Origin of the sequence: Pseudotenacibaculum sp. MALMAid0570 (genome assembly GCF_040151415.1) — a bacterium.
Taxonomy (GTDB): Bacteria; Bacteroidota; Bacteroidia; order Flavobacteriales; family Flavobacteriaceae; genus Polaribacter.
Genome location: NZ_JBDKWF010000050.1, coordinates 59,131 through 80,655, shown reverse-complemented (window position 1 = coordinate 80,655; position 21,525 = coordinate 59,131). Strand labels below are relative to the sequence as shown.

The following is a 21,525-nucleotide window of genomic DNA, read 5'->3' as shown; positions in this document are numbered from 1 at the left end:
TTCTATTCAATTTTTTCAATTCTAAATCCAACATCGGTAACTCCTTCTAAAGATTTCAAGCCTTCAGGGTCTCCATTTTTTCGCATTGCTTGATATATTGCTAGTTTATAATCTCCGGATGATGGAAAAATGCTTCTTTCTTTATAAAATAATTTACTTTCTTTTATTCCTGACAACCCTGATCCTAAAAAACGTCCTGTTTTATCTGCCATTTCATATTCTAGTGTATCAACAATTTTCTTGCCATCTGGGAAATTTAAATGTGTTATTAAAAACAAATTGCTGTAGGCGTAATCTTGATTGTTTCTAATATTGATGTATAAATTGTTTCTAAGTAGAGTATCTTTAATCTGAAATTCAAACTCAATCGGATTTTCTTGGCTCCAACTATTTCCTTCAACAGCTACATACTGGTCATAAACTCTATTTGAATCGCACGAAACAAATGTTATTAGTAGCGCAAAAAGATAAATGAGTGTTCTATTTCTTTTAATTTCGATTCCCATTCGGTTTTTGATTTCTCCTTCTATTATTCGGTTTCTTTTTTTGACCTTGTTGATTTTTCTGAGACTTCGGTTGATTTTGACTTTGCCCTTTTGGCTGTTCTTTTTTCCTAGGTTTTTGCTGGTTTTGCTTAACTCCTACGCTTGTTTTTTTCTTGTTATTTCTTCTATTGCGTCTTCTTCTACTCTTTTTAGGTGCATCAAATCGAGTTAGACTATCTTGCCCAACAACATTTTCGAAATCAACTTTAGTAATTTCCTCTATCTCAGATTCATATTCTTCTAACGGAATTGCTAGTTCATTATTTTCATTTAATTCTATAATTTCCTGAACCTGATTTAAGGTTAATTTATACCATTTAGCTCTGTCTTCTTTGTAAGTATACCACAACAGTTGCTTGAAGATATCCATCTTTACAAATTCAGCATCTCCTTTTTCTGTTTTAAGAATTGCATCTTGTTTCGGGAAATCATCTAAGGCATCTAAGTAGGTGTCTAATTCAAAATTTAAACAGCATTTTAATTTTCCGCATTGGCCTGCAAGTTTTAATGGGTTTAACGATAATTGCTGATAACGAGCTGCTGTTGTAGTTACCTTTCTAAAGTCGGTTAGCCAAGTTGAACAACACAACTCTCTACCACAAGATCCTACTCCTCCTAAACGAGCTGCTTCTTGCCTAGAACCAACTTGTTTCATTTCAATTCGAATAGAAAATGCTGAGGCTAGGTCTTTAATTAGCTGTCTAAAGTCGACTCTAGTATCGGCAGTATAATAAAATGTTGCTTTATTTCCATCTCCTTGATATTCTACATCAGAGAGCTTCATTTTAAGTCCCAATCTCCCTATAATCTCTCTTCCTCTCGTTTGCGTTTCTAATTCCCTGTCTCTTGCTTTCTGCCAAACATCGATATCTTTCTGAGTAGCTTTTCTATATATTTTCTTGATGTTTTCATCATCAAAAAAAACATTTCTCTTTTTCATTTGAACTTTCACAAGTTCACCTGCAAGAGAAACAACACCTACATCATGACCTGGCGATCCTTCTACGGCTACCACATCGCCCATTGTAATACTTAAGTTTTCCGGGTTTTTAAAAAAGTGTTTACGACCGTTTTTGAAACGAATCTCATATATATTAAATGGAGCTTCACCACTAGGCAATGTCATATTAGACAGCCAATCAAATACTGATAATTTTTCGCAACCTCCTGTAGAGCAACTTCCATTGCTTTTACAGCCTCTAGGTTTGCCATCTGTACCAGTACCACAACTACTACATCCCATAAGATGACTATATTTTTAAAGAAGTTAAAAACCTCCTCTTGTTCTTAATTGATTTTTAGTTATTTAGTCTTTTTCTAAGCAAATTCCCTTTGATAAAACAAAGGAGTGCATTTAATCAGTAAATATAAGGATTCTACAGGAATAGGGAAATCGAAAAAAATCATAAAAAAAGCCTCTAAACGAGGCTGATTTTATTTTTTAAATTTTAATTTTTCGGAACGTCCTTTTTTAAATATTTTATTGCTGGCATGCTTGCCTTTTCTCAATGTCTTTTGTTCTTCGTAAGGTAAATGAATAACTTCTTGACATTCTGAAGAACAGGTGTTCTCCATAGATTCAGAACATTCATCGCATTGGATAAACAACAAATGACAAGCTTCATTTGCACAATTTGTGTGTGTATCACAAGGTTTACCACATTGGTGACAGTTAGCAATCACATCATCAGAAATTCTTTCAGATCTTCTGTGATCAAACACAAAATTCTTTCCTATGAATTTATTCTCAATTCCTTCTGCTTTAACTTGACGTGTATACTCTATAATACCTCCTTCTAATTGAAAGACGTTTTTAAACCCTTTATGTTTATAATACGCAGAAGCTTTCTCACAACGAATCCCTCCTGTACAATACATCAACAAATTTTTATCTTCTTTATGCTCTTTCAAATCCTCTTCAATAATATCTAAAGAGTCTCTAAATGTATCTACGTCTGGCGTAACGGCTCCTTCAAAATGACCAATTTCACTTTCGTAATGGTTTCTCATGTCTACACAAACCGTATTCGGGTTCGCTAGCATCGCATTAAACTCTTTCGCATTTAGATGAACTCCTTTATCGGTTACATCAAACGTATCGTCATTTAGTCCGTCGGCAACAATCTTATTTCTCACTTTCACTTTTAGTTTCAAGAAAGATTTATTGTCTTGCTCAATAGCTACGTTTAATCGAATTCCATTTAAAAATGAAATCGCATCCAATTGATTTTTCAATGCATTGAAATTTTCTGCTGGAACAGAAATTTGAGCATTGATTCCTTCATAAGAAACATAGGTTCTTCCTAGAACATCTAAGCTGTTCCATTCTAAAAATAATTTGTCTCTAAATAGTTGTGGGTTTTCTATCTTGTGATATTGATAGAAAGAAATAGTGATGCGGTCTTTTCCTGCCTCATCAATTAATGCAGCGCGTTCTTTGGCGCTTAACTTATTGTACAGTTGCATGCTATACGAATTGAGTTAAATAATTAATAAATCTAGTGTCTCTTGACTGAATGCAAAAGTACTATTAGTTTTTAAAAAATCCCTATAAATGGGGATTGAATTCTAATTGTTTTTTATATAGTTTAGTGACTATCAGTTTTTTGCACCTGAAAAGGTAATTTGTCTCCTCAAAATTTTAGATCCTGATAGAATCATTCTATTACGGTACTCAATTTATTTTAATAACTAAAAATTTTTAACATGGGAATTTTAAACAGTTCAATTATTGGAACCATCATTTCAATGATTCTTATTTATTCACTCCTCAGTATTCTAGTATCTATTCTTTTAGAGCTTTGGAACTCTATCAAAAACATCAGAGCCGAAAATCTGCAAAAAAATATTGGCTTGTTATTGGGACAAAAGCTTGCAGGTGAATTCTATAAACATTACATGATTTCAGGACAGATTACAGATAAAAACAAAAGGCCTGATAATATTTCTAAAGAACTTTTTGTTCAGGTTTTTACTGATATTATTCTTAAGGGAGAAAACACCATTAATGAAGAGGTTAAAAAAACTGAAACTGTAGAGAAAGATAAAACAGCTACTTCCACTAAACCTATTGAGGTAGTTCAAAAAGCCATTACTTCAATGGATAAAGATTCAAAGCTAAAAGAACTCTTAGAAGCCTTTCATTTTAAGTCAAAAAATCTAGCAGAATTTGAAGGATACGTGGAAGACTGGTATGAAGATTTTATGAAAAGAACTTCTAGCTGGTACAAGAAAAAACAACGCCCTAAGCTCTTTGTAACTGGATTGCTTGTTGCTATATTACTCAACGTTGACAGTGTTTTTCTTTTCAATGTAATTAGTAAAAATGATGCCTTAAGAAATGAATTAGTTTCAGTAGCTGAAAATGTAAACGATGAATACCAAAAGCTGGATGAGAATCAACGTGAAAATATCGATGAATTATTTAACGTTTCTAAAATTGGTCTCAAAAAAGCAAAATCAGATTTAACTATTGACACTAGCAAAAAAAGCACAATAGCTATGAATAAAGAGGAGATAAATAAATACTTAGGTAAAGTAGAAGAACTTCTTATCATGACAGATACTGTTGCTGCAAAAAAATACACTAAAACTAACGAAGCTTTTAATATGATTGCTGACTTAAGCCTTCCTATTGGTTGGAAAAAAGACAGTGCTCCTTTAAGCTGGATCTGTAGTAAAAAAGATCCTGATAAAAAAGAAGAGAATACTACAGCTCTTAAAAAGTATATCAATGATAGAAATCAAAACAGTAGCAATTTTATCTTTTACTTATTTGGGATATTAGTTACAGCTGGTTCTTTAAGCTTTGGCGCACCTTTTTGGTTTGATATATTAGGAAAAGTTATTGCTATAAAGAACATTGGACGATCAAAAGCCTCAAAAACAAAGAAAGCAGAATAATGTTTGAAATATAACATTATGTTTAATTTAGAAACATTCTTAAACTTTGTCAAATTCTTAGCAACTTTTTTATAATTCCTATTTTGTTTTTTTGCAATATTTGCAGAACAATATTTAAAAAACATGAAAGTTGCAGTTGTAGGAGCTACCGGAATGGTAGGAAATGTAATGCTAAAGGTTTTGGCAGAACGTAATTTTGAGGTAACAGAGTTGATTCCAGTTGCTTCTGAGAGATCTATTGGAAAACAAATTCCTTATAAAGGGAAAAACTATACTATTGTAGGAATGCAAGATGCTATTGATGCAAAACCTGATGTAGCTCTATTTTCAGCTGGAGGTGACACATCTTTAAAGTGGGCTCCAAAATTTGCTGAGGTTGGCACTACCGTAATAGATAATTCTTCTGCTTGGAGAATGGACACTACAAAGAAGTTAGTTGTTCCTGAAATTAATGGAGATGTATTAACTAAGGAAGACAAAATTATTGCAAATCCAAACTGTTCAACAATTCAATTAGTAATGGCTTTAGCTCCTTTACATGAAAGATATACTATGAAACGTGTTATTGTTTCAACTTATCAATCTGTTTCTGGAACTGGCGTAAAGGCTGTTCAACAATTAGCCAACGAAGAAGCTGGTATTGAAGGCGAAATGGCTTATCCACATCCTATTGGAAGAAATGCCTTACCTCATTGCGATGTATTCTTAGAAAATGGTTATACCAAAGAAGAAATGAAATTGGTAAAAGAGTCTAAAAAGATTTTACGAGATGATTCTTTTTCTGTAACTGCTACCGCAGTTAGAATTCCAACTGCTGGAGGGCATTCTGAATCTGTAAATGTAGAATTTGAAAACGATTTTAACATCAATGAAATTCGTAAGATTTTAAGCGAAACTCCAGGTGTTGTTGTTCAAGATAATTTAGACACAAATACGTATCCTATGCCAATTACTGCTCATGATAAAGATGACGTTTTTGTTGGTAGAATTCGTAGAGATGAATCTCAAGAAAACTCCTTAAATTTGTGGATCGTTTCTGACAACCTACGAAAAGGTGCTGCAACAAATACAGTGCAGATTGCAGAATATTTAGTAGAAAATAATCTAGTAAAACTCAATGAGTACATTTCATAAACTATCTATAAAAAATATTATTCAGGAAACCGCTCATGCGGTTTCTGTTGTTTTTGATATTCCCGAAAATTTGAAGTCTAATTTTTCGTTCAAGCCGGGGCAGTATATCACTCTTAAAAAAGAAATTAATGGCGAGGACGTTAGAAGAGCTTATTCTATATGTTCCTCTCCAAATAGTACCGAAGTAAAAGTTGCTATTAAAGCTGTTGAAAATGGAACTTTTTCTGTTTATGCTACCAAGCAATTAAAAGCTGGAGATATAATTGATGTTCATGAGCCTGAAGGTAAATTTGTTCTTGAGCCTACTGCTGGAAAAAATTACATTGGCTTTGCTGCTGGTAGTGGAATTACACCTGTTTTATCAATGGTCAAAGGAGTTTTGCAAAACACCTCCGATGCAACTTTCACATTGATTTATGGAAACAAAACTGAATCAGATACCATTTTTAAATCAGAATTAGAAACTCTTAAAAACGATTTTTCAGGACGTTTTAACCTACATTATGTTTTTAGTAGACAAAATGTAGAAGGATCTTTATTTGGTAGAATTGATGAAGGATTTACCAACTATTATGTAAAGAACATATACAAAAACACCTCGTTTGATTCAGCCTATTTATGCGGTCCTGAAGAAATGATTAATGTTGTTTCACAAACTCTTAAAACTAATGGGTTTGATGATTCCAATATTTTATTTGAATTGTTTACCGCTTCTTCTGAAGAAGATACTTCAGAAGTTAAAGATGGTGAAACTGAAGTAACTGTTTTATTGGATGATGAGGAAACTTCTTTTACTATGAAGCAAACAGATGATATTTTATCTTCTGCTCTTCGTAATAAATTAGACGCTCCATATTCTTGTCAAGGAGGTGTCTGTTCTAGTTGTCTGGCGAAAGTAACTAAAGGAAAAGCTGTGATGACTAAAAACAGCATTTTAACCGATGCTGAAGTTGAAGATGGTTTTATTTTGACTTGTCAGGCTCACCCTACAACATCCAAAATATTTATCGACTATGATGATGTGTAAAAATCTGTATATTTAGACGATGGATTTTTACGACATTAAAAATGCTGTGTTATTTGGGTTCGCTTTATCTTTTATGATAGGACCTGTTTTTTTTATGCTGATTCAAACTAGTATCATAAAAGGTGCCAGAGCAGCTATTGCTTTTAACACAGGAGTCATTCTAGGAGATGTTGCTTTTATTGTCATTGCTTATTATGGGAGTAGACATTTACTGGAAAGAATTAAAGATGATCCCCGTTTGTTCTTTATTGGAGGATTAATTCTAATTGTTTACGGAACAATTACTTACTTAGATAAGTCGGCAAAAAAAGAAGTTGAAGAATCCATTAAATTACCTGTAAACAATAATTACCTTAAACTCATATTAAAAGGGTTCTTTTTAAACTTTATTAATATTGGAGTTCTTGCTTTTTGGCTAGGTTTGATTGTTGTTATTGGACCCACACTAGATATGAACCCTACTCATATTTTTTATTATTTCACTATTATTATTGTGAGCTATTTTGTAACGGATATAGGGAAAATAGTTTTGGCTAAACAGCTAAAAAAGAAAATGACTCCGCTCGTTATTTATAGAATAAAACGAATTATGGGCATTTTATTAATCGTCTTTGGTGTCTTTTTTATGCTAAAAAGTTTTTTACCGAAGGATGCTAAAATAAATACTCTTTTAGAACAAGTAGAAAAAAAATAAGCGAGGTAAAAACCTCGCTTATTTTTTATTCTTTAATTTCTTCTTTCTGACTAATTACATCCAGTTTATTATTCTCCGAATTTATGTCGGCCATCAATCCTGAAGGATCTATCTGTACACTTTTCACATTTTTAGAAGCAGTGAATGTATAGGATGGATGTGCGAAAGTCCAATCATCTATAACAGTAGCATTGGTCTTTTTTTGACCTCTCATCATTCTTAAAGGAATATTAAACATTTCCTTGGTTCCGTCTTCATAAGTAACTTCTACATCCATTGGCATTGGCATTTGCCCTACTCTTTCTAAAGTAATTGTTTTTCCTTTCACTTCTTTTACTCCATAATCTATTGTATGAGTCGTCTGAGTCCATTCATTTAAATACCAATCTAAATGAATTCCAGATACTTTTTCCATAGATCTCTTAACGTCATTAGGTGTTGGGTGTTTAAATCCAAAATCTTTGAAATATTTCTTTAATCCTTTCTCTACATTCTCAGCTCCAATTATATATTCTAACTGAGATAAAAATATTGCTCCTTTACTATAGCTGGCAACTCCATAACCTGTATTGGTATGGTAGCGATCTGCATGGGTAGACAAGGTTTCCTCCAGTCCATTTTTAACAACATAGTTATAACCTCCATAAGACCCAGTGTGTGGGTTTGAAAGTCCTCTTTTAAGAATTTCGTTTCCAGCTTTAGCAGAAATATAACTTGTAAAACCTTCATCCATCCATGGATGCTTGCTTTCATTGGTTGCTAATAAGAACTGAAACCAAGTATGTGCTAACTCATGATTGGTTACACCAAACAAACTTCCAAAGCTTCTTTGACCGGTAATCAACGTACACATGGCATATTCCATACCGCCATCTCCTCCTTGAATTACAGAATATTGTTTGTATGGGTATTGACCGATTCTTTCACTAAAAAACTTCATTAATTCAGCAGTTTTAGGCTGTAAGTCTTTCCAGTTTTTTAAGAATTTCTCTTCCATGTTTTTCTTATAGAAGAAATGCAAATCGATTCCATTATCCATAGTTAAAACATCATGATTATATTCTGGATCTGCTGCCCAAGTAAAGTCGTGAACATTAGGTGCTTTAAAGTGCCAGGTTAATTTATCTCCTCTTTGTTTCTTTAACTTTTTGTTTTTGTTTTCATATCCGTGTCCTACCTCTTGCGGATTTTGAACATATCCCGTTCCACCAACGACATAGGTTTTGTCTATGTGTAATTTTACATCAAAATTTCCCCAAACACCATGAAACTCTCTTCCTATGTATGGAGGTGTATGCCATCCTTCAAAATCATACTCAGCCATTTTTGGGTACCATTGAGACATTGATAAGGCAACTCCTTCTTTGTTATCTCTACCAGAACGTCTAATCTGTTTAGGAACTTGAGCGTCAAAAACCATTTCAAAAGTTGTCTTTTTTCCTGGTTTGATTGGTGAGTTTAACTTTACTTCTAAGATGGTTCCCACAGTTTTAAATGAAACTTCTTTCCCATCTTGCTTTAGCGATTTTACTTTAATATACCCAATTTCTTCTGGAGTAAGTTTGCTAATTCTATCTCTAACTCTCCCATCTGGATCTTGTATATTTCTAGACCTTATGTCCATTTGAGAGTTTGGTTGAAAAGCATTAAAGTACAAGTGATAATACACATTGTTTAATTCATCTGGTGAATTATTTGTGTATACTAACTTTTGTTTTCCTTTGTACTGAAAAGTTTTTACATCCATGTCTATATCCATAGTATAGTCTGCATGTTGTTGCCAATATCCTGTTGATTGAGCAGAAACTGCAACGCTAAACAAGAAAAGTAAAGCGGTGATTTTTTTCATGATATTATATTGTTTTATACTATTATTTTCCATTTACAATTGCATCGGCCATCTTAAGAGCATTGTAAGCATTAACGATTCTACCAGTAACTGATAAATCTGTAAAAGGAACTTTTACTCCGTTAGGGTTTTCTCTTGATGGAGATCCTGGTTTGATGACTTCTAAATCCAATTTCGTACCAGAATTCATTATAATTCTCTTTACTTGACTTGCACTTAATTGTGGATAATATGAACGAATCATTGCAGCAACTCCTGCTACTCCTGGTGAAGCCATTGACGTTCCTCCTTTGAAAGCATATTCATTTTCTGGTGTTGTAGAATAAATTTGCACTCCTGGCGCATAGATATCTACATTTATTTTCCCATAATTGGTAAATGTAGCTAGTAAGTTTTCATCATAATTAGAACTAATTGCTCCAATAGTAATGAAGTTATCTGAAATTTCATTTACCATATCTGGTGTGTCGTTCGGATAGGTAACATTGGTATCAATATCTTTTGAATCGTTTCCAGCTGCATTTACAATTAATACATCTTTTTCTGCTGCATATTTAATCGCATCATATACCCACTGAACTTTTGGCGAATAACCTTTTCCGAAACTGGTATTGATTACTTTAGCTCCATTATCAACAGCATATCTGATTCCTAGCGCTACATCTTTATCATACTCATCTCCATCTGGTACAACTCTTACTGCCATCAGTTTTACATTGTTAGCAACACCATTCATTCCTTTGCCATTGTTTCTTGTAGCAGCTACAATTCCAGAAACGTGAGTTCCGTGTGATTCCTTCTTAACGGAGTGTCCAGATTTGTTATCTCCATAGACTTTAGTTGTCATAGAGTTTTCATCATCATTTAACACTGTTCTGTAGTTTGTTTTTAGCGCTTTACCACTTAACAAATCATCTGCATTTTTCACTAAATCAGTCAATTCATCAATTGCTTCTTGTAAGGAAGAAAGCCCTAAATCAAACATTTGATTTGCAATAGCAACACTTCTTGCCATTTCTGGGCTTGAAGCATCAATAGATTTTAAGTCTTCTTTCTTATACTCTTTTTTATTCAATTTTTTAATGATGTTTGTGTTTGCAAATGTTACTGCTTGTAATATTTGCCCATATCTTTGTTTGTTTGTTGTAGCCTCTGCTACTTTTTTCTTATAAGCACTTTTTGCTCTCTTGTAAGTTTCAGCATCTGCAATGGTTGAATCCTTTACGATTCTATACAGCTCTGCATTTTCCTTATATATCTTTCCTAAGAAATTCCATCCATTGATGTCGTCTACAAAACCATTTTTATCATCATCTTTTCCATTACCAGCGATTTCTTTTGGGTTTACCCATGCAACATCTTTTAAATCTTCATGTTCTAAATCTGTTCCTGAATCTACAACCGCTACGATTACTTGTGTTCCTTTTTTTCCTTTTACAAAATCATGAGCTTGTTGTACACTCATTCCTGGGATTGAGTCTTTTGCAAGATCTGCATGTCCCCAAGATTTTTTCTCATCTTCTGTTAATGCAATTTTTTTACCTGTTGCTACAATAGCCGTTTCTGATCCTGCTGGAACAGCAATACTTGTAATTGATGAAGTTGATTTACAACTTGAAATTGTTATAGCAATGCATAGCGTGTACAATGCTGGTTTTAAAATTCTCATAATTTTCTAATTAAATATATCTGTAAACTTAAAGGTTTCTTTTAATCTCACTCCTTTTTCGGTATGTTTCACTGTACATATTTCGGAATATGCATCATGTTCTAAAAAAAGGAAGTATTCATTGTCTGCAGCTTCATTTAAAAACTGCTCTTTTTCTTTAATTGTAAGCAAAGGTCTTGTGTCATATCCCATTACATAAGGAAGTGGTATATGCCCAGTTGTTGGTAACAAATCTGCCATAAAAACAACTGTCTTATCTTGATATTTGATTTTAGGAAGCATTTGTTTTTCTGTATGACCATCCATAAACAATACATCAAATCCCAGCTTTTCTATAGCATTGGATTGAACAAAGTTAAGTTGACCACTTTCTTCAACAGGGAGGATATTTTCTTTTAAAAAAGATGCTTTTTCTCTTGGGTTAGGATCGATTGCCCAATTCCAATGGTTTTGATTGCTCCAAAAACGTGCATTTTTGAAAGCTGGTTGATATCCAGTTCTATCTTTATTCCATTGAATTGCTCCACCGCAATGGTCAAAATGTAAATGTGTTAAAAAAACATCTGTTATATCATCTCTATGGAAACCAAATTGCGCTAAAGAAGTGTCCAACGAAGCATCTCCGTATAGGTAGTAATATCCAAAAAATTTATCTGATTGTTTTGATCCTAATCCAGTATCAATAAGTGTTAATCTATCTTCATCTTCTATTAGCATACATCTCATACTCATAGAAATCATATTTTTGTCATCAGCAGGGTTGGTTCTTTGCCAAATAGATTTTGGCACAACGCCAAACATAGCGCCGCCATCCAACTTAAAATTTCCTGTTTCTATAGGATAAATTTTCATCGTTAACAAAGATGCAGAAAAAAGCTGAATTTTATGTTAACAAAATCCTTAAAAGGTATGTAAAGAGGGTTCATAAAAAAAGCGGTACTAAATTAGTACCGCTTGTTCATAAGTTTAATAAAATTCCCCCAAATTTTATTGTCATGATTTCTACTACAAAAAAACAATCTTTTTTAGATAATTCATTTGATTATTCGTTCTGGAGACACAAACCTTCGATGAATGGTTGGTTTGTGTCGTTAAACGGAAATCCTATTATTTCTTTCTAGCAAACAAGCTTGATAAGAGCTTGGATCTATCAAATAATACAATAACCATAATAAGAATCACGGAAATTGCTATTATCAAACCCATATCAGGCTGAAAAAAGGATTCTTCTGGCGGCATGATTTGTAAATACTTCATAAGCAATGCATTAAAGTCCTTTTGTAATAAAGAAATAGATTAATGACACAAAAGCAAATACAAAAAATGACATTAATGCTGTCACAATTGTCAATTGTACTCCGTTAAATCCTCTTGTTTTTAATTTCCATAAGTAGAATGGAATTCTCTTGAATGTTAAAGTTCTTTGTTTATATGAACTTTGAACAATAGTGTAATTTTTTACCCCCATAAAAAATAATGTTAAGTTGTTCTTAGTTAGGTATAAAGCTAATTTAATCGAATCTAAACCAGCATTCTTTTTCGATAAAGTGCTGGTTTAGTTCGATGAATGGTTTAATTTCCTATTTGAATAAATGAACTTGTATCCAGAGCATTAGGGTTTGAGGATGTTATCTGAAAGATGGCATCATTAAAATCGTTATCTCCATTAGGAACGGTAATGTCTTCAAAAGCTATTACTGTAGAATTACAAGTTGCATCGTAAAAAATGAGGCTTTGTTGTCTTCCGCTCAAATTGTAATCAATATTTGTATGTTGTGAGTAATAACCATCTGTAATTTGACCATTTCTCCATCCATTGGCAATGACGAAGAATCCTATTACAGTTCCAGGTTCGAAAGTTCCTAAAAGCCTCATTGTATTTCCTCTGACTAACTCACCTCCAGAACCTTGCGCAGAAGCATTTGGGAAAATCACAATTTTATCTAATTGTTCTTCTGAGGTTGGTACATTTCCTTCTTGGTAAGTGTAGTAACCCAATACATTTTTATATCCAGCTCCTTCATCAATAAAAGTTAAATACAATTCTGTTTCTTCTGTTACAGTAATATTCTTGACTGGATTCTCGAAAAATTCAGGATGTAATTCCATAGCATTTTGTTGTTCTGGCAATACGTTAGCGTAAATATTTGGCAACAATGTGCTACAAACTGTAATATCCTCTTCCATTCCATCTGGTTTCCCTTTGTCGTTATAAGTTGTTATCGTCTTATACTCGTCTTTTGTTCTCTTTCTGAGAATTTTAAATCCTCCTCCTCCTTTGGCAACAAATACCCATTCTCCATCTGCCATAATAAAGTTTGCAGAAGCATCTTCTTGTGCTAAATCCCAATAAAAAATAGGTTCGATATCTCCTCCAGCTTCTGGGTGAGGAGATATAGAAATTCCGTCAGAGCCATTTGCAGCATATATATAGTCGTTATCGGTTGTTACTCCATTAGTATTTCCAGCTATTAACATTGTTCCTTTTGATTCCGAAACAATATCTCCTGAATTTATATTTACCAATGCAATTCCATCTTTTCCTTTTGCCACATATATGTTGTTATTATTTTTAGGTGAAAACTCCATTGTAGATTTTCCCCTATAAGTTTCTATTACATTTTGGTGAAAGATAGATCCTATGCCATATGAAGAAGTGCTTAAGTCACTTCCAACATTTCCTACTCTTATAGATGCATTGTCGCCAGTAACTAAACTAACAACTTTGGCATTATTTGTTCTGCCGTTTACTGCCACATATTTAGCATCACTATAACTCTCTGAAGAGAGTCCGTTTAAATTATCTTTATTTAACACAACAGTTCCTCCGTATGTTTTTCCTGAAGTTACATATAAGTAATTGTTTGTTGATGTAATTCCATTTGCTGAAGCTGAAACACCCGAACCTTCTAAAATATTTGACAGATTAACTCTTTGATAATTTTCTGTTAGTAATCCTCCTACAGATTCTATTTCTATGACCTGTGCTCCATGCAATGCATCCGACATTGCAAGCCATATTTTTCTTGAAGTAATACTCCCTTCAAAATCTGAAGTTACTGCATTTATATCTGATTTAAGAAACGAAGCCTGGCTGACTATTATTGGAAAGTTAGGGTTGGAAAGGTCTATAATTTCAATCGCTCCCACATGATCATTTCCTTGTTTATGATAACTCACATAAGCTTTGTTATCTGCCAGCGAAATATGGGTAGCGCTTAATGTTTTTCCTTCTATTACCAGAGGATCTACCTCTGCTACATGTTCCCAATAATACAACTCTTGTGCTCCGTTTATATTTGAGTTTGCTGCTCTAGTTGTAAGGCCACTAACAACGGGTTCTATAGTTGCTGTTCTTCTAATATACTTGATTCTGTTTGAGAGTAAATTTGCATCATTATTTACGGAATAGGGTCTTGCTACTTCATCGGCAATTATGTCTAAGCTTTCATCTTCGTATGATTTTTCTTGACATGCAAAAAATAATGATAGTATTAGAACTTTTAAAAGCGCTTGTTGAAAATTCTTGTAAATTTTCTTTTCTTGTGTTATCATCTCATTAATGTTTTTGGTTGTTTTTCTCAGCATATAAATCCCAAATATGCACCCTACAATAATTAATGTATATTGATTTTCCAATACAAGATCTAGTAATTGTAATGATAGAACTGGTGATAATTCTGCTTGTAAAAACATAGTTAATTTGTTATTATTTCTGATGTAAAACTACCTCTATCAATAGGTGTTTTAAGTGATTTTTCGCTGAGCTACCCACCTCTTTCGACGAATGGTTTACAATCCAGCTTTTTTGGCTTTTATCGAGGATTTATATGGGTTCCAAACATCTTCGTATGATCTTTTGAAAAAGAATTCTTTGTAGTACGCCGCTGTTCTAACAATTCTTAAATATGTTCCTGTATAAAGAGTCATCAAGGAAACATAAGGCCATAAATATTTTTCTTCTTGTTTTCGTTCTGAAAACATGTATATACTAAACATTTGTACATAAGACATCACAAAGTAGAGTGTAAAATTCATTGGAATGATAAACTTTAATGAACCTGAATAGTTAACTACAATATCAATTATATATATCCACCATAAAATATCTAAAACCACGTTGTAAAACACATTTTCTGCTAGAGAAAAAAAGTTCAACCAATTAAAATTAGCATTGGGTAGGTATACATCTTTATGTTTGCGGACTCTAAACCTAATAATAGATTTATCCCATCGAAGTCTTTGTTTTGTAAGTACTTTAAATTTGGAAGGAGCATTTGTGAGACAAACTGCTTTGGGTTGAAAAAAAATCTTGTACCCAGATTTTCTAATTTTTACAGTAATGTCTCCATCTAAACCAGGGCCAATATCCCATCCTCCTATACTATCGATAACATCTTTTCTAAAAGCTCCAAAAGCTCCAGATATAATTTTATAGATTCCTAAATATGATGTTACAATTCTACCAACAGAGACAGTTTTTAAATATTCAATTGCCTGAAGTTTAGCGCATAGACTTTCTCGGTAGTTTCTCACTTTTACATTACCTCCTACGGCACCAATTTTTTTGTCTAAATAAAAAGGAATTAATACTTGTTCTATGGCATCTCTATCAAAAGAACAATCAGCATCTAAATGAACAATATATTTTCCTTTACTATACCGTAAAGCTAGATTTGCAGCAGATGCTTTTCCGCCTCTCATTTCGTTTCGTATGAACATATCTATTAATCCAAGCTCTTCAAGGTTTTTACCAATAATTGGGGTGTCATCATCAGACCCATCATCTACAATGATTAACTCAAAATTCTTGAATGTTTGTTCGTCTAAAGATTTTGTTAGTTTAAAAAGATGCTTCCCTTCATTCTTCCCTGGAATAATAACAGATACAAAAGGGTTTTCTGTAAAGAGTTCTTGTCTTGCCCTCTCAAATTTTTCATTTCTAGATTTCCCAGTAAGCCAAAAGATAAAAGCTATCACATAATCGATAATTATATAACGCGTGAATTCGAAAATAACAAAATACCAGAATACTCTTATGAACTTCTGTAAACCAACTACAAACCAATAGTTCAAGTATTCTGGCAATAAATTATGTATACTAAAAAACATTATAAAAAGTAATTTTGTAAAAGATCTGTTCCTTTGATCTTATGTATCATTATTTCTATTTTTTGTTTTTCATCTTTTAAATTATCTGACAATAATTTGGACAGATTGTATTCTACTAATTCTAATCTATCTAGTTGATTTTCTTTAGTCTCTGGTAGTAATAAATAGTAGTTATTAAAGCTCTGAGAGGACAGAATATCTGTATCGTTTAAATAGGATTTGATAATCTGAGCTATTTCTTTTCTTAAACCTTTCTTAGCTGAATTGTTTAATAATTGTAATTGATTATTTTGAAATTTTATAGTTGCAAAAAAGCTATCGCCTTTTGTAACATTCACTCTCTTAATCTCTTGATTGAGAAGAATTTTAAACAAATTAACATCCAAGCTTCCAATATCTTCAGAATGATCTATTCCTTTAGACATCTTAGTATTGTTTTTTTGATATAGTAATTGTTCTCCTTTTTGCGTTATTGCATAATTTCCAATTGCTTTTCGCAGTAATTCTTCTAATTTATTTTCAGTTCCACAATCTACGCACAACGAGAGCATTCCTGGGTTTTGAAATTCGTGACTGCAAGAATTGCAAGAATAAATTGTAGAAGGTTTGTCATAATCAATCCCAATATGTCTAAGATGCTTATCACATTTTGGACATTCTAAAGCTTCTTCTTTTTTAAAGTCTTTTTCTGGAGCTACATGAGCACAAACAAAATGATGGATCATATCATGTGCATCAATATCTATTGAATCACATTGAGGACAAGATTCTCTAAAATTCAAATAATTACCTGAACAACTTTTACACAGGTGAATATAGTCTTGTAATTTAAACGATAAATAGTTCTTTTCTGAAGCCTTTCTTAGGTTTTCTAATAAAGAAATGGCTTCTGTTTTTTTATAGAAGAGTGAAATGAATGGAAATTCATATCCTATAAAACTATCTCTTGATTGTACAGCTGTTAACTGAGTGTTTCTTGTGTGCAAATACGCCAAGGTTTTGTATTGAATTAATACATCATGGGATAGTAGTCTGGGTTGTTCAACACTATTAATTCTTTTAGTAATGGTAAGTATTCTTTGAATATAAGAGCTTATCATTGAAAGCTCTACTTTACCGTCTAAATGTATTGCTGTTTGTTTTGGTAGATGATAAATACTATTGATAAAGAGCGGTTTTAAGGCTATCTTTATATCAGAATTTGTTCTAATACTAACAATGATTTCTTTTATAAATATCTGTGAATCTGTGTTGATAATAAAACCATCCAAAAGCGATAAGTCTTCTTTTTGTAATTCACTTACGTGTGACACCAAGAGTAGAGAATAACCGTCTTGGATGATTTTTCTTGAATTATTTGTATGTCTAACTAAATTTAACACAGATATAGTCTTTTAATACTTTTTTGAATTTATAAGGACATATATACTTCTGATGGAAACTTATCTTTCTTATCTCCTTTTACGTCAAAAATGACAGTTTCTTGGTTTCCATTTTTTAAATAATCGTAATAGGATAAGTGCTTATAATCTTCATGATCTACGGCAAGAATTATGGCATCAAATTCTCCTTTAAGAGTATTTTTAACTTCAATTCCATAATGTCTTTTTACTTCTTTAGGATCTACCATATAGTCTTGAACAACAACATTATATCCTTTATTCATTAGCTCTTGACAAAGTTCTGCAGTTTTTGAATTTCTAATATCATTTACATTCTCTTTAAATGCAATTCCTTTTACTAAAACAGAAACATTATTCTTTCTGAATTTTTTGGCATATAATCTTCTGTCTAACCTTTCTACTATATGTTGAGTCATACTTTCATTTACATGCCTCACCTGCTCTAATAATTTGGGCGCATATTTCATTTCTCTAGCTTTATTTATTAGATAGTATGGATCTACACCTATACAATGTCCTCCAACTAAACCTGGGAAATAATTGTGGAAATTCCATTTAGTTCCTGCTGCTTGTAAAACTTCTTTTGTATTGATTTCTAATACACTAAAAATTTTAGACAATTCGTTCATCAGACCAATGTTTACATCCCTTTGAATATTCTCTACTATTTTTGCTGCTTCAGCAACCTTTAAAGAAGGTGCTTTGTGAACTCCTGCAACAACTACTGTACTGTATACATTAGCAATTAACTCTAAAGCTTCTTCTGTACTTCCTGAGACAATCTTTTGTATTTTGGTAAAGGTGTGTTCTTTATCTCCCGGATTAATTCTTTCTGGAGAATACCCTACTGTAAAATCTTCATTAAATTTTAACCTTGATATTCTTTCTAAAATAGGTACACATACTTCTTCTGTACATCCTGGGAAGACTGTTGACTCAAACACTACAGTGTCTCCTTTTTTTAAATACTTAGCAATCGTAGCTGTTGCAGATTTAATTGGTCCTAAGTTTGGTTTTTTTAAATCATCTATTGGAGTAGGAACTGCAACAATGTAAAATTTAGCTTCTTTTAAGATTTCTTCATTAGAACTAAAGCTAATATCTTTCCCTTTAAATTCTTCTTCAGCCAATTCTTCACATGGGTCTTTATGTTGAATTAGTTGCATTACTTTGTTTTCATTTAGGTCAAATCCAACGACTTTAAATTTCTCAGCCATATGAACTGCTAAAGGTAATCCTACATATCCCAAACCAACTACAGCTATCTTTTCCTTTTTTGTTATTAATTGGTGGAATAGTTTTTCTTTCTTGTAAGCTAGCTTTGGAAAATTAGCCGTCTTATAGTTTTCTGTTTTTAATTGTGCTAAACTCATTTTTGCTTGTATTAAAAGGGTTAAACTTTGTTTTTATTTGATACAGCTAAATTATCTGGTATTTGTAATTAAGCAGTTTATATTAGCTTATTGAGTTTGTTCTGTAGACAAAAAGATGATTCGTTTAGACGAATGGTTTTTAGATTCCATTTAACGAAAAACCCTCAAGCGACGAACTTGAGGGTTTGATAGATATTAGAGTTTTCCTATTTTCACTTTGAGATTAAGTTTGTAAAATTTGCCCCATTCTGGAATTTGCTCTTTACTTAACGGAACAATTTCAGCCAAAATATTTCTTTCTGTTGGTTCATATTTTTTCTGAAACTCTGAAGGAGCTTTGTAGGTAGAGATATAGAGTTTGTTTATAATTCCTTTAGAAGTAGTTTTATCTGGAAATTCTACATCAACAACGCTTCCTTTTTTTACCTCTGCTAAGTCTTTTAAATTAAAATACGCTTTGATAAATACTTTTTCTATGTTGTGGATGGTCATTACATTTTCAGATTTGTAGCATGATTCTTCAGTATTCTTTAAAATCTGACCTATTACTCCTTTAATAGGAGATGTATATGTATTTCCAAAGCTCCCGTTTCCTCCTATTTGATAGGATTCTTTATTTCCTTTTACCATTTCTTTTTGAGCTCCTAAAAAATAAAGTTCGTTTTTTAGTAAATCTATTTGATTTTTAATCAGAAGTTTTTGCGAGGTTACTTCTTCTAATTTATTTTTCGTGTATACATCTAGTAAGATTAGCTTTGTAACTTGTTCCTCTTGTTTTTCCAATAATTGTAATCTTTTTTTCAGGTTCTTTAGCTGAATTCGTTTTTTAAGAATGTCTTTTAAAATATCTTGTAAATTATTGTTCAGTCGTTCTTTTTTATCTAGGCTTTTTAAAACAATTGAGGCATCACTATCAAAGTCATTTTGAAAATAATTAAACAAATTTTTTCCAACGGATACTGTATCTCCTTCATTAATGAAAATCTCTTTAACACGTATATCATTTGTAAAGTTTACATCAACCTTTTCCATTAATACTTGACCATTTCCTTCTATCCAAATAGTTTTATTATATATAAACTTCAGCAACCAAAAAAGTAATAATATTAAGATGATGAAATAAATGACTCTGTCTATATTCCATTTTTTCTTTTTTACTTTTGGCTCTTTAAGGGTTCTAATCACCGCAGTATTCTTCTTGTAAGTAAACTTTCTCATGACTTAATTTGTATTTGATTTAACTCTAACAGAATTGCATTTTCTAACTCTGGCAGTGTTGTTGTTTTTACTTTATTAAATTTTATGTTTGCTTTCTTTAAAGCTTCTTGAATAGCAATATCTTTTTCTAATACTTCTATGTGATTATAGTTTTTAGCTTTTAAAAATTCTATTTGTAATTCAAGATTAAACACATCACTATGTTTTAAGGAAATTTCTAGTGTTTGTAATGATGACCTAAAATCGATCGGTTCAACAATCATAGTGATTTTTGGAAACTCAGTAACTTCAAAAATGTGCGCTATTGTTGTATATAACTGACGTTTTAACTGCAAAATATTTTCTAAAATTTTAAATTGCTCTTCTTGTAGTTCCAATACAAGTGTTCCTGTTTCTTGATGATTTAATTCAGATTTTAACACACTTAAAATTCTTATTCTTTCTTCTACTACTTTCCAGTTCTTGAATTGATTTTGAACATCTTTTAGTTTTTCATTATATCCAGCAATTAGTGTAATTATTCTATTTTGCTTTCCAACAGATTTATCAATGTGCTGTGCAGTTAAGATTTTGAGTTTTGTTTCTACAATCTTCTTTCTTTGATTAAATCTGATAGGAGCTCGAAACCGAATTCCAACTGAAGGCACAAAACGGTGTCCGTTTCTCGAATAATTAAAACTTTCTTGAACGTACAATGAGAAATTTAAATCGTTTATAGGTTTGTGTTGAAGACGAACATTTTCTTTTTGAAGATATAGGTTTTTAGTACTGTTTAAATAATATAGAGAGTCTATCTGTAATTTTAAATAAGGAAGTTCTCTCTTTGTAAGATATTGTTGCGAAACACTATCTTTTATAATATTGTTCTGTTTTTTTAGTACTTGAATTTGATTTTTGAGTACACTAATTTGTTGACTTACTTCAATAATTCGTTCTCTTTTTATGTGTTTTTTGTAGTACAGTTTGTTTAAAAAGTCGAAGTATTTATTTTCAAATCGAATAAAGTTCTCAAACAAATTGATTGTTTCTTGATTGATATTGTAGGTATAATCGATTCTAAACTGTCTTCTCATTAAAATCCTTTCATCTCTGATTCGATTATTTTGCAGCATTTTTATTTCATTTTCTAATCTTTTTGATTTTGTTCTATTGTAAGTGTAACCAGAGCTTAAGATATTCCATTCCAATTCAGCTCGTATTCTTCCAATATTAAAATTGTTGGTTTCTTCATCAAAATTGTTTCTAAAGTTGTACTGTGCATTAGCTTTAAAAACTAATCCAACATCTTGTATATATTGCTGAGATTGAAATTCTCTTAATTGAGTTTCTAAAAGGTTTACATTCTTAATAGTGTCTAAATTTGTATAGAAATCTTGAAGTGGATTCCATTGAGAAGATTTTGGAAAAGCCAACATAGATTGGGTCTTCTGGAAAAGAGTTTCGCCTTCTTTTACCAAATCACCTAATGTTTGCGCGTGAAGACCGGACATCATTAAAATAATGATTCCAGCAAAAAGCATGTTGGTTTTCATAGCCATAAAATTAGCTATGGAAGGTGTTACAAACGGTTTTTAATCGTTTAAAGGGAAATGAAAATG

Annotated in this window: 18 protein-coding genes; 5 read left to right on the top strand and 13 right to left on the bottom strand. The window is 32.0% G+C overall.

Annotated elements, in window-relative coordinates:
• Positions 1 to 2: 2 nt before the first annotated feature.
• The 3 genes from AAON49_RS12650 to trhO all read right to left on the bottom strand — a co-directional run bounded on the left by AAON49_RS12650 (position 3) and on the right by trhO (position 3,011).
• On the bottom strand, positions 3 to 506 hold the full coding sequence (locus tag AAON49_RS12650) for a gliding motility lipoprotein GldH (protein ID WP_349555101.1): 504 nt from the start codon (positions 504 to 506) through the stop codon (positions 3 to 5).
• Complete coding sequence (locus AAON49_RS12645; RefSeq protein WP_349555099.1) at positions 490 to 1,788, bottom strand: PSP1 domain-containing protein; 1,299 nt, start codon at positions 1,786 to 1,788, stop codon at positions 490 to 492. Before AAON49_RS12645 ends, AAON49_RS12650 begins: the two co-directional genes overlap by 17 nt.
• 191 nt (positions 1,789 to 1,979) lie before the next feature.
• Positions 1,980 to 3,011 (bottom strand): oxygen-dependent tRNA uridine(34) hydroxylase TrhO, encoded by a 1,032-nt coding sequence (trhO, locus tag AAON49_RS12640; protein WP_349555097.1) that lies wholly within the window; start codon positions 3,009 to 3,011, stop codon positions 1,980 to 1,982.
• Positions 3,012 to 3,251: 240 nt separating this feature from the next.
• Here trhO and AAON49_RS12635 point away from each other — a divergent pair, with 240 nt between their 5' ends.
• From AAON49_RS12635 to AAON49_RS12620, 4 genes are all read left to right on the top strand, one after another.
• Positions 3,252 to 4,448: a hypothetical protein gene (locus AAON49_RS12635; RefSeq protein WP_349555095.1), complete on the top strand. Its 1,197-nt coding sequence runs from the start codon at positions 3,252 to 3,254 to the stop codon at positions 4,446 to 4,448.
• Positions 4,449 to 4,571: 123 nt separating this feature from the next.
• Positions 4,572 to 5,582 carry an aspartate-semialdehyde dehydrogenase gene (locus AAON49_RS12630; RefSeq protein ID WP_349555093.1) on the top strand — a complete coding sequence of 337 codons (1,011 nt, stop codon included), beginning with the start codon at positions 4,572 to 4,574 and terminating at the stop codon, positions 5,580 to 5,582.
• Positions 5,566 to 6,609, top strand: a complete 1,044-nt coding sequence (locus AAON49_RS12625; protein WP_349555091.1) for a 2Fe-2S iron-sulfur cluster-binding protein — start codon at positions 5,566 to 5,568, stop codon at positions 6,607 to 6,609. The genes AAON49_RS12630 and AAON49_RS12625 overlap by 17 nt, the downstream gene beginning before the upstream one ends.
• A gap of 19 nt (positions 6,610 to 6,628) precedes the next feature.
• Positions 6,629 to 7,303, top strand: a complete 675-nt coding sequence (locus tag AAON49_RS12620) for a LysE family translocator (protein ID WP_349555089.1) — start codon at positions 6,629 to 6,631, stop codon at positions 7,301 to 7,303.
• Between the two features lie 25 nt (positions 7,304 to 7,328).
• Here the strand turns inward: AAON49_RS12620 and AAON49_RS12615 are convergent, their stop codons facing one another.
• Genes AAON49_RS12615 through AAON49_RS12605 form a run of 3 tightly spaced genes read right to left on the bottom strand, consistent with a single transcriptional unit; the run spans position 7,329 to position 11,673 of the window.
• Entirely contained in the window at positions 7,329 to 9,152 is a 1,824-nt protein-coding gene (locus AAON49_RS12615) for a M1 family metallopeptidase (RefSeq protein ID WP_349555087.1), read from the bottom strand.
• A 22-nt stretch (positions 9,153 to 9,174) separates the two neighbouring features.
• Complete coding sequence (locus AAON49_RS12610; protein WP_349555086.1) at positions 9,175 to 10,821, bottom strand: S8 family peptidase; 1,647 nt, start codon at positions 10,819 to 10,821, stop codon at positions 9,175 to 9,177.
• A 6-nt stretch (positions 10,822 to 10,827) separates the two neighbouring features.
• Positions 10,828 to 11,673, bottom strand: a complete 846-nt coding sequence (locus tag AAON49_RS12605) for an MBL fold metallo-hydrolase (RefSeq protein WP_349555085.1) — start codon at positions 11,671 to 11,673, stop codon at positions 10,828 to 10,830.
• Between the two features lie 143 nt (positions 11,674 to 11,816).
• On the opposite strand from AAON49_RS12605, the gene AAON49_RS12600 reads away from it, so the two are divergent.
• Entirely contained in the window at positions 11,817 to 11,942 is a 126-nt protein-coding gene (locus tag AAON49_RS12600) for a hypothetical protein (protein ID WP_349555084.1), read from the top strand.
• Positions 11,943 to 12,088: 146 nt separating this feature from the next.
• On the opposite strand, the gene AAON49_RS12595 is transcribed toward AAON49_RS12600, so the two are convergent.
• The 7 genes from AAON49_RS12595 to AAON49_RS12565 all read right to left on the bottom strand — a co-directional run bounded on the left by AAON49_RS12595 (position 12,089) and on the right by AAON49_RS12565 (position 21,459).
• Complete coding sequence (locus AAON49_RS12595; protein WP_349555083.1) at positions 12,089 to 12,289, bottom strand: hypothetical protein; 201 nt, start codon at positions 12,287 to 12,289, stop codon at positions 12,089 to 12,091.
• Between the two features lie 104 nt (positions 12,290 to 12,393).
• The gene (locus tag AAON49_RS12590; RefSeq protein WP_349555081.1) at positions 12,394 to 14,517 is read right to left on the bottom strand and encodes a DUF4114 domain-containing protein; all 2,124 of its coding nucleotides are present in this window, start codon (positions 14,515 to 14,517) and stop codon (positions 12,394 to 12,396) included.
• 96 nt (positions 14,518 to 14,613) lie between these two features.
• Complete coding sequence (locus AAON49_RS12585) at positions 14,614 to 15,933, bottom strand: glycosyltransferase family 2 protein (protein WP_349555080.1); 1,320 nt, start codon at positions 15,931 to 15,933, stop codon at positions 14,614 to 14,616.
• A complete protein-coding gene (locus AAON49_RS12580; protein WP_349555078.1) occupies positions 15,933 to 17,315 on the bottom strand; it encodes a TackOD1 domain-containing metal-binding protein in 1,383 nt (460 codons plus the stop codon). The genes AAON49_RS12585 and AAON49_RS12580 overlap by 1 nt, the downstream gene beginning before the upstream one ends.
• A 29-nt stretch (positions 17,316 to 17,344) precedes the next feature.
• The gene (locus AAON49_RS12575; RefSeq protein WP_349555076.1) at positions 17,345 to 18,709 is read right to left on the bottom strand and encodes a nucleotide sugar dehydrogenase; all 1,365 of its coding nucleotides are present in this window, start codon (positions 18,707 to 18,709) and stop codon (positions 17,345 to 17,347) included.
• 195 nt (positions 18,710 to 18,904) lie between these two features.
• Positions 18,905 to 19,927: an HlyD family secretion protein gene (locus tag AAON49_RS12570; protein WP_349555074.1), complete on the bottom strand. Its 1,023-nt coding sequence runs from the start codon at positions 19,925 to 19,927 to the stop codon at positions 18,905 to 18,907.
• Positions 19,924 to 21,459, bottom strand: coding sequence for a hypothetical protein (locus tag AAON49_RS12565; RefSeq protein WP_349555072.1), 1,536 nt, complete (start codon positions 21,457 to 21,459; stop codon positions 19,924 to 19,926). The genes AAON49_RS12570 and AAON49_RS12565 overlap by 4 nt, the downstream gene beginning before the upstream one ends.
• Between the last annotated feature and the right edge of the window lie 66 nt (positions 21,460 to 21,525).

What these genes read in the sequence shown, in the direction of transcription:
- AAON49_RS12650 (WP_349555101.1), bottom strand. Translation starts at nt 506, where the DNA reads ATGGGAATCGAAATTAAAAGAAATAGAACACTCATTTATCTTTTTGCG.
- AAON49_RS12645 (WP_349555099.1), bottom strand. Translation starts at nt 1,788, where the DNA reads ATGGGATGTAGTAGTTGTGGTACTGGTACAGATGGCAAACCTAGAGGC.
- trhO (WP_349555097.1), bottom strand. Translation starts at nt 3,011, where the DNA reads ATGCAACTGTACAATAAGTTAAGCGCCAAAGAACGCGCTGCATTAATT.
- AAON49_RS12635 (WP_349555095.1), top strand. Translation starts at nt 3,252, where the DNA reads ATGGGAATTTTAAACAGTTCAATTATTGGAACCATCATTTCAATGATT.
- AAON49_RS12630 (WP_349555093.1), top strand. Translation starts at nt 4,572, where the DNA reads ATGAAAGTTGCAGTTGTAGGAGCTACCGGAATGGTAGGAAATGTAATG.
- AAON49_RS12625 (WP_349555091.1), top strand. Translation starts at nt 5,566, where the DNA reads ATGAGTACATTTCATAAACTATCTATAAAAAATATTATTCAGGAAACC.
- AAON49_RS12620 (WP_349555089.1), top strand. Translation starts at nt 6,629, where the DNA reads ATGGATTTTTACGACATTAAAAATGCTGTGTTATTTGGGTTCGCTTTA.
- AAON49_RS12615 (WP_349555087.1), bottom strand. Translation starts at nt 9,152, where the DNA reads ATGAAAAAAATCACCGCTTTACTTTTCTTGTTTAGCGTTGCAGTTTCT.
- AAON49_RS12610 (WP_349555086.1), bottom strand. Translation starts at nt 10,821, where the DNA reads ATGAGAATTTTAAAACCAGCATTGTACACGCTATGCATTGCTATAACA.
- AAON49_RS12605 (WP_349555085.1), bottom strand. Translation starts at nt 11,673, where the DNA reads ATGAAAATTTATCCTATAGAAACAGGAAATTTTAAGTTGGATGGCGGC.
- AAON49_RS12600 (WP_349555084.1), top strand. Translation starts at nt 11,817, where the DNA reads ATGATTTCTACTACAAAAAAACAATCTTTTTTAGATAATTCATTTGAT.
- AAON49_RS12595 (WP_349555083.1), bottom strand. Translation starts at nt 12,289, where the DNA reads ATGGGGGTAAAAAATTACACTATTGTTCAAAGTTCATATAAACAAAGA.
- AAON49_RS12590 (WP_349555081.1), bottom strand. Translation starts at nt 14,517, where the DNA reads ATGTTTTTACAAGCAGAATTATCACCAGTTCTATCATTACAATTACTA.
- AAON49_RS12585 (WP_349555080.1), bottom strand. Translation starts at nt 15,933, where the DNA reads ATGTTTTTTAGTATACATAATTTATTGCCAGAATACTTGAACTATTGG.
- AAON49_RS12575 (WP_349555076.1), bottom strand. Translation starts at nt 18,709, where the DNA reads ATGAGTTTAGCACAATTAAAAACAGAAAACTATAAGACGGCTAATTTT.
- AAON49_RS12570 (WP_349555074.1), bottom strand. Translation starts at nt 19,927, where the DNA reads ATGAGAAAGTTTACTTACAAGAAGAATACTGCGGTGATTAGAACCCTT.
- AAON49_RS12565 (WP_349555072.1), bottom strand. Translation starts at nt 21,459, where the DNA reads ATGAAAACCAACATGCTTTTTGCTGGAATCATTATTTTAATGATGTCC.